The sequence below is a fragment of the Catenulispora pinistramenti genome (assembly GCF_018274385.1).
Lineage (GTDB): Bacteria > Actinomycetota > Actinomycetes > Streptomycetales > Catenulisporaceae > Catenulispora > Catenulispora pinistramenti.
The window spans coordinates 23,270-29,693 of the sequence record NZ_JAAFYZ010000125.1; the positions used below are offsets into that span (position 1 = coordinate 23,270).

Annotated in this window: 7 protein-coding genes; 5 read left to right on the forward strand and 2 right to left on the reverse strand. The window is 70.2% G+C overall.

The annotated features are described in order from the left end of the window. Positions 1–30 precede the first annotated feature (30 nt). The 3 genes from KGQ19_RS29760 (at position 31) to cpt (ending at position 2,314) form a co-directional block, all read left to right on the forward strand. The gene (locus KGQ19_RS29760) at positions 31–741 is read left to right on the forward strand and encodes an Rv1352/Rv1906c domain-containing protein (protein ID WP_212015034.1); all 711 of its coding nucleotides are present in this window, start codon (positions 31–33) and stop codon (positions 739–741) included. A gap of 148 nt (positions 742–889) precedes the next feature. Further along, complete coding sequence (locus tag KGQ19_RS29765; RefSeq protein ID WP_212015035.1) at positions 890–1,669, forward strand: crotonase/enoyl-CoA hydratase family protein; 780 nt, start codon at positions 890–892, stop codon at positions 1,667–1,669. A gap of 57 nt (positions 1,670–1,726) precedes the next feature. Next, positions 1,727–2,314, forward strand: a complete 588-nt coding sequence (cpt, locus tag KGQ19_RS29770; protein ID WP_307856553.1) for a chloramphenicol phosphotransferase CPT — start codon at positions 1,727–1,729, stop codon at positions 2,312–2,314. Positions 2,315–2,354: 40 nt separating this feature from the next. On the opposite strand, the gene KGQ19_RS29775 is transcribed toward cpt, so the two are convergent. Continuing rightward, positions 2,355–2,894 carry a GNAT family N-acetyltransferase gene (locus KGQ19_RS29775; protein ID WP_212015037.1) on the reverse strand — a complete coding sequence of 180 codons (540 nt, stop codon included), beginning with the start codon at positions 2,892–2,894 and terminating at the stop codon, positions 2,355–2,357. A 153-nt stretch (positions 2,895–3,047) separates the two neighbouring features. Here KGQ19_RS29775 and KGQ19_RS29780 point away from each other — a divergent pair, with 153 nt between their 5' ends. Then, positions 3,048–4,655 (forward strand): hypothetical protein, encoded by a 1,608-nt coding sequence (locus tag KGQ19_RS29780; RefSeq protein WP_212015039.1) that lies wholly within the window; start codon positions 3,048–3,050, stop codon positions 4,653–4,655. A gap of 115 nt (positions 4,656–4,770) precedes the next feature. After that, the gene (locus tag KGQ19_RS29785) at positions 4,771–5,526 is read left to right on the forward strand and encodes a nucleotidyltransferase domain-containing protein (protein WP_212015041.1); all 756 of its coding nucleotides are present in this window, start codon (positions 4,771–4,773) and stop codon (positions 5,524–5,526) included. Between the two features lie 39 nt (positions 5,527–5,565). Here the strand turns inward: KGQ19_RS29785 and KGQ19_RS29790 are convergent, their stop codons facing one another. Further along, positions 5,566–6,354, reverse strand: coding sequence for a class I SAM-dependent methyltransferase (locus KGQ19_RS29790; protein WP_212015044.1), 789 nt, complete (start codon positions 6,352–6,354; stop codon positions 5,566–5,568). Positions 6,355–6,424 lie beyond the last annotated feature (70 nt).

The window sequence follows — 6,424 nt, forward strand, 5'->3', positions numbered from 1 at the left end:
AGTTGTTGTCCCCACTCAAGGAGTACACAGATGTCCCGTGACGTGAAGAACGCGTTCGGCGCCCTCGCCCTCGCGGCGGTCGTCGCGGCCTCGGCCGCTGGATGCCAGAGCAAGACGGGCAGCGCCGGCCCGGGTGTGAACAACACGTCGACGACCGCCTCCGCAGCCGGCGGCTCCGCCCCGAAGACCACCCCGACGACCAGCCCGAAAACCACACCGAAGACCACCGCCTCCGCTCCGGCGGCGGCCAAGGGCCTGGGCGGTGGCACTCTGATCGTCGGCAAGGACATTCAGCCCGGCACCTACAAAGCGATCGCGACCGACACCCTTGGCGGGTACTGGGAACGGGACAAGGACACCAGCGGCACGACCGACTCGGTCCTGGCCAATGACAACGTCGCGCAGGGCGAACAGGCGGTCATCACGATCCTGCCGACCGACAAGGCGTTCAAGTCCAGCGGCTTCGGCGGCTGGGTGCCGGCTGCCGGCCCCTCTCTCACCGGCGGCAAGCTGGGCGGCGGCACACTGATCGTCGGCGTCGACATCCAGCCCGGCACCTACACCGCCACCGCCACCGCCAGCCTCGGCGGCTACTGGGAGCGCGAGAAGGACACGCTCGGCGGCACCGACTCGGTGCTCGCCAACGACAACGTCGACGCCGGGGCCAAGGCGACGGTGACGATCTCCGCCTCGGACAAGGCATTCAAGTCCAGCGGCTTCGGGCCCTGGGTCAAGAGCTGAGCTGTTGGAGCCCCCGGCTGGAGAGGTTCGCCAGAAGGGATATGACCGACTTCGGTGGGGCCGTACCAGTACCTGGCAAGTCCGATCAGCCGGCGCGGCGTGTCTGACGGCTATGGCGAACCGCGGACCGCCGGGCCAGACTGCCTCCATGAACGCTGAGCCCCCCGCCGTCCGCGTCGAGAAGAACGGCCCGGTCACCACCGTCGTCCTGCATCGGCCCGAGGTGCGCAACGCCGTGGATCCGGCGACCGCTGCTGCGTTGTTGGCGGCGTTCCAGGAGTTCGAGGAGGATGCGGATGCGCATGTCGCCGTGCTGTATGGCGATGGGGGGACGTTCTGCGCGGGGTTCGATCTGAAGGCTCTGACCGGCGGGGCGGTGCCGGCCGGGATGGCGCAGTACGGGGACGGGCCGATGGGACCTTCGCGGTTGCGGTTGTCGAAGCCGGTGGTCGCGGCGGTTGCGGGGCATGCGGTGGCTGGTGGGCTGGAGTTGGCGTTGTGGTGCGATCTGCGGGTCGTGGAGGAGAGCGCCGTGTTCGGTGTGTTCTGCCGGCGGTGGGGGGTGCCGTTGGTGGACGGCGGGACGGTGCGGCTGCCGCGGCTGATCGGGCGGAGTCGGGCGATGGACATGATCCTGACCGGGCGCGGGGTGCCTGCCGAGGAGGCGTTGGGGTGGGGCTTGGCCAATCGGGTGGTGCCGGATGGGACGGTGCGGGCGGCCGCCGAGGCGCTGGCCGCCGAGATCGCCGCGCTGCCGCAGCTGTGCCTGCGCGAGGATCGCATGTCAGTGCTCGAACAGGACGGACTGGACGAGGAGGCCGCGCTGCGGAACGAGTTGCGGCACGGGCAGGTGTCGCTGGTCGAGTCGGTGGCGGGGGCACAGCGGTTCGCGGCCGGGGCCGGACGGCACGGGACCGCGGCGGACTAAACCGCTGGCAGAGCTAATCCGCTTCGGAATCGCGGCACCACCGCCTACTGTGACCCGGTGCCCATTCAAGCGATCATCCTCAACGGCGGCTCCAGCTCCGGCAAGACCAGCATCGTCCGCTGCTTCCAGGACCTGCGCCCCGAGCCGTGGCTGGCTTTCAGTGTCGACGGCTTCGTTGACGCCCTGCCGCCGAGGATGCTCACTGCCGACCCCGCCCCCGACTCCGACTCCGACTCCGACGCCGGCACCGAAACCAGCTCCAACACCGGCATCCAGTTCGGCCCGGACGGCGAAGTGAGCGTGGGCGCCGACTTCCGGGAGCTGGAAGCCGCCTGGACCGCGGGCGTCGTGGCCACGGCCCGGGCCGGCGCGCGGATCATCGTCGATGACGTCTTCCTCGGCGGAGCGGCCTCGCAGCAACGCTGGGAACAGGCCCTGGCCGGGCTCGACGTCCTGCGCGTCGGCGTGCACTGCGACAGCGCGGTCGCCGCAAGCCGCGAAAGCCGGCGCGGCGACCGCACGCCGGGAATGGCCGCGCGGCAAGCGGAAATCGTCCACCAAGGCGTGCGCTACGACCTCGAGATCGACAGCACCGACACGTCGGCCGCCGACTGCGCCCGCCTGATCGCCGCCCGGATCACCTGACCCGCACCCACGGCCGCCGCAGACCGCTCAGTCTTTTGGCTCAGTCTTTCGGATCCGACTCCGACAACCGCAAAGCCAACAGCATCCCCGGCCACTCCCCACGGCGCGTCTGCACCGTGAACTCCTGCACCCGCGTAAACCCATACCCCTCATAGGCCCGCACCAGGCTCCCGCCCCCGCCGGCCCAGCAGTCCACCCGCATCAGATCGATCCCCCGCTCGGCCGCCTCCTGCTCGGCCCGCTCGATCAGCACCCGCCCGAGCCCGCGCCCGACATGCTTGCGCGAGGTGATCAGGAAGTTGACATACAACTCCCGCTCCTCGGCGTCCGGCACATAAGGCTGGCGCTCCTCGGTGATCACCATCGCCCCGAGCGGCGTCCCGTCCTCGTCCTCCAGGATCCGCATCCCGCCGGAGTCCGCGCGCTTCAGGAAGTCGGCCTCGCGGTCGCCGTTCCCCTCGCTCCATGGCTCGGTCCCCCACTGCTGCGTGTTCCCGCGCGCGTTCATCCACGCCACGGCCTCGTCGCCGAAGGCCAGGATCACTGGGACGTCCGCCCGGCCGCCAAGTCGAATCTGCATGATCCCTTCCTAGCAACATGATCACTTGCGGGTAAAGAGTTCATGGGAGAAGAGATCACGGGCAGCGCTCATGGCGAAGAGTTCACGTGAATACGCATCAGATATAACCGCTGTTCACCCCTGCTCCGACCCGGCCCTATAGAACTCCGCTCCATGAGAATCTACCTAGCGTCCAAGAGACGCCTCGCGGTCTCGGCGCTCGCCCTGGCCGGGGGCTCCGCGCTCCTGGTCCCGGCCACGGCCATGGCGGCCGGCCGGCACCACGGCGGGCAGCCGACCACCTGGACGCTGTCCGGCCAGGTCACGCCGGCCTCGCTCAAGGGCGGACCGTGGACGCTGGGCCAGACCCCGGCCACGTACGGGTCCCCGGACGCCGGCTACTGCGACGCCGCCGGGAAGGTCACGCGCAATCCGGGCACCGAGCTGTTCCAGCCGGCCTATTTCCCGAACGTCACCGGCAGCGGCCAGCACCTGCGCGGCTTCTTCGACTACCGCCCCAAGGACACCGACGAGGCGGTCCTGGCGGCCGAGTCCGACGACGGCGGCAAGACCTGGACCTACCAGGGCCAGGCGCTGGAGTCACAGAAGGGCCAGTGCCCCTCGCCGGCGCTGAACGACGACGGCCAGGGCCACCCGACCGTGCTGCACGTGGACGGCAAGGACTTCCTGTACACGCTGACCCGGCCGACCGCCGACACCCCCGGCTCGCAGCTGCTGGTGCACAAGATCGACGCCGATGCCAAGAACCCGCTGGCCAAGCTGCCCGCCGCGCAGGCCGTCGGCACCGGTGCGAAGACCACGCTGACCGCCGCGGTGACCCTGCCGGCGGCCACGATCCCGGCCGCCGACACCTCGGCGTTCGAGATCCCGGGCACCGTCCGGATCCAGACCTCGGCCGGGCTGCAGGACGTGCACTGCACGGACTCCACCGACACCGCCTTCACCGGCTGCACCGGCGGCAAGGGCACCGCGGCCGGCGGCGCGGCGGCCGTCACCTACCCGGTGGTCCCGGCGGACACCCAGGCCACCACCGGCCTGATCTCCCCGGACGGCATCCTGGGTGTGCTGCCGGGCAAGGACGGGCACTCGGCGACGGTCCTCTACGTCGAGAAGCAGCTGGACTACTTCAAGAGCGCCGACCAGGCCAACGCCTGCGCCGTGCCGTTCGCCACGCTGAACCAGATCGGCGAGGGCAAGAACAAGGCGCCCTACTACGGCAACAACGAGGACCGCTCGACGGTCCGCACCGCGACCACCCGCGACGGCATCCACTTCACCGACAACGGACCGGTCAACGGCCTCGGTGACAACGAGGGCACCGGCGCGACCGCGACCCGGTTCCTCAGCCCGTCCGGCACCGTGGTGAAGAACCCCGACGGCACGCTCGGCCTGTTCTACGGCGCTGGCAACTGCTACGACGGCGACAGCGACGGCTTCCACTACATCGGCTACGCCACCAGCAAGGACGGCGTGAACTGGAAGATCGTCGACGGCTTCACCAACCCGCTGCTGTCGGTGGACACCGCGTTCCCGAAGACCAGCCCGGCGCAGTACTACAGCGGCCGCATCTACGGCCCGCAGGTCGTGCTCGGCCGCGACGGCAAGACCGCGACCATGGTGTTCGCCGGCTACCGCACCCCCAAGCCGCTGCCGAAGCCGGGCACGGTGCTGGGCACCGACCCGAGCGCGCAGTACACGGTCGGCGCGAACGACCCGGCCTCGTACCGCAGCATCCTGACGGTGACGCTGACGGCCAAGTAGGTGCCCTGAGACCAGGGTCCTCAATCAGTGCGGAAACGGCGCGGCTCGGGAACCTTCCCGGGCCGCGCCGACGTATTGTCGTGAGCTGAATTCTCTACTTTCGGGGGGGGCTGCCATGACGCAGAGCGACGAAGCCATCGCCGATGTCGATGTCGATGTCGATGTCGATGTCGACACCAAGCCGGACTTCGACGCCTTCGAGCCGGGCACGGTCCTGCTCTCCGGCATCATCGGTTCCACGGCGTACGGCCTGTCCGGCCCCGGCTCGGACGTGGACCGCCTCGGCATGTTCGCCGCCCCCACGCTGTCCCTGCTCGGGTTGCAGACCCCGCGCGAGAGCCACGTCACCTCCAAGCCCGACGTGACGTTCCACGAGGCGGCGAAGCTGGCCCGGCTGGCGCTCGGCGGCAACCCGACGGCGTCGGAACTGTTGTGGCTCCCCGACGACCTGTACGAGCGCCGCACGCCTCTCGGCGACGAGGCGATCGCCCTGCGCACCGCGTTCCTGTCCGCGCCCCGCGTCCACGACGCCTACCTCGGCTACGCCACCCAGCAGTTCCGCAAACTCCTGTCCCGGGACCCGAGCGCCACCCATCGCAAGATCGCCAAGCACGCGCGCCACCTCATGCGTCTGGTGGACCAGGGCCACGAGCTCTACACCACCGGCCACGTCACCGTCCGCCTGGCCGATCCCGAGCGCTACCGCACGTTCGGCGAACGCGTCGCCGCCGATCCCGAGGCGGTGCGCCCGTTCATGGCCGAAGCCGAGGAGCGCTTCGCGTCGGCGCGGAGCGTGTTGCCGACGGAGCCGGACACCGCCGCGGCGCAGGATTGGGTGCTGCGGGTGCGGAAGGCGTTCTGGGTGGGGTGAGCCGAGTGGAAGATCGGCGAAGCCGGGTGAAGGCCCCGCTCAGCGCCGCGCCGTCAGCACCGGCTGGTAATAGCCGGACTCCGAAGGTTCCTGCCACGTGACGTCCCGAAAACCGACCGCCGCCGCGAACTCCGCCAGCTGTTTCCGCGTCAAAGCCCAGTACGTGGCCCGCCGCACCCGCACATCCCAGCCCTGGCCGCCGGACGCCGTCGCCGGCACCAGCTGGAAATGTTCCAGGTCGTAGCGCTCGCCGTCGGGATGCCAGTGCCACAGCTGGAAGGCGATGGCGCGTCCGGCCTCGTGCTCGGAGACCTGCGGCGGAGTCGACGCGGGGCGCTGGGCGCGGAGCTCGTCGTAGTCGCGCACCGTCAGCACCAGCAGACCGTCGGGACGCAGCACCCGCCGCATCTCGGCCAGCCCGGCGGTGAGCGCGTCGGGGGTCAGCAGATGCGGCACTGAGTTGTCGGCACTCAGCACGACGTCGAATGCCCCGTCGCCGAACGGCAACGCCCGCATGTCCGCCGCCGCGGTCGGCAGCCCGACGCCCCGTGCCGAGGCCTCCCGCGACGCGCGGGCCGCGGCACGGGGGCTCAGGTCCGTGCCGATCACCTCGGCGTCGCCCACCCGCGCCAGCCCGATGGCCTGCGTCCCGATCCCGCACGAGCAGTCCAGGATCCGCCGGGCCGCATCGGCGTCGGCGGTACCGCCGACGCCGATGCCCGCCTCGATCACCGCGGCCAACGATGAAGCCTGATACTCCATGCTGGCGTCCCAGTCCCGAAAGATCAGGTGGTAGTCATCGGCCAGTTCGTCGTAGAAGGCACGCATCCGGCTACTCTGCCAGCGTCGTCCAGGAGGACACCAGCGTCGACGACCACTGGGCCCTGTCTCTTATACA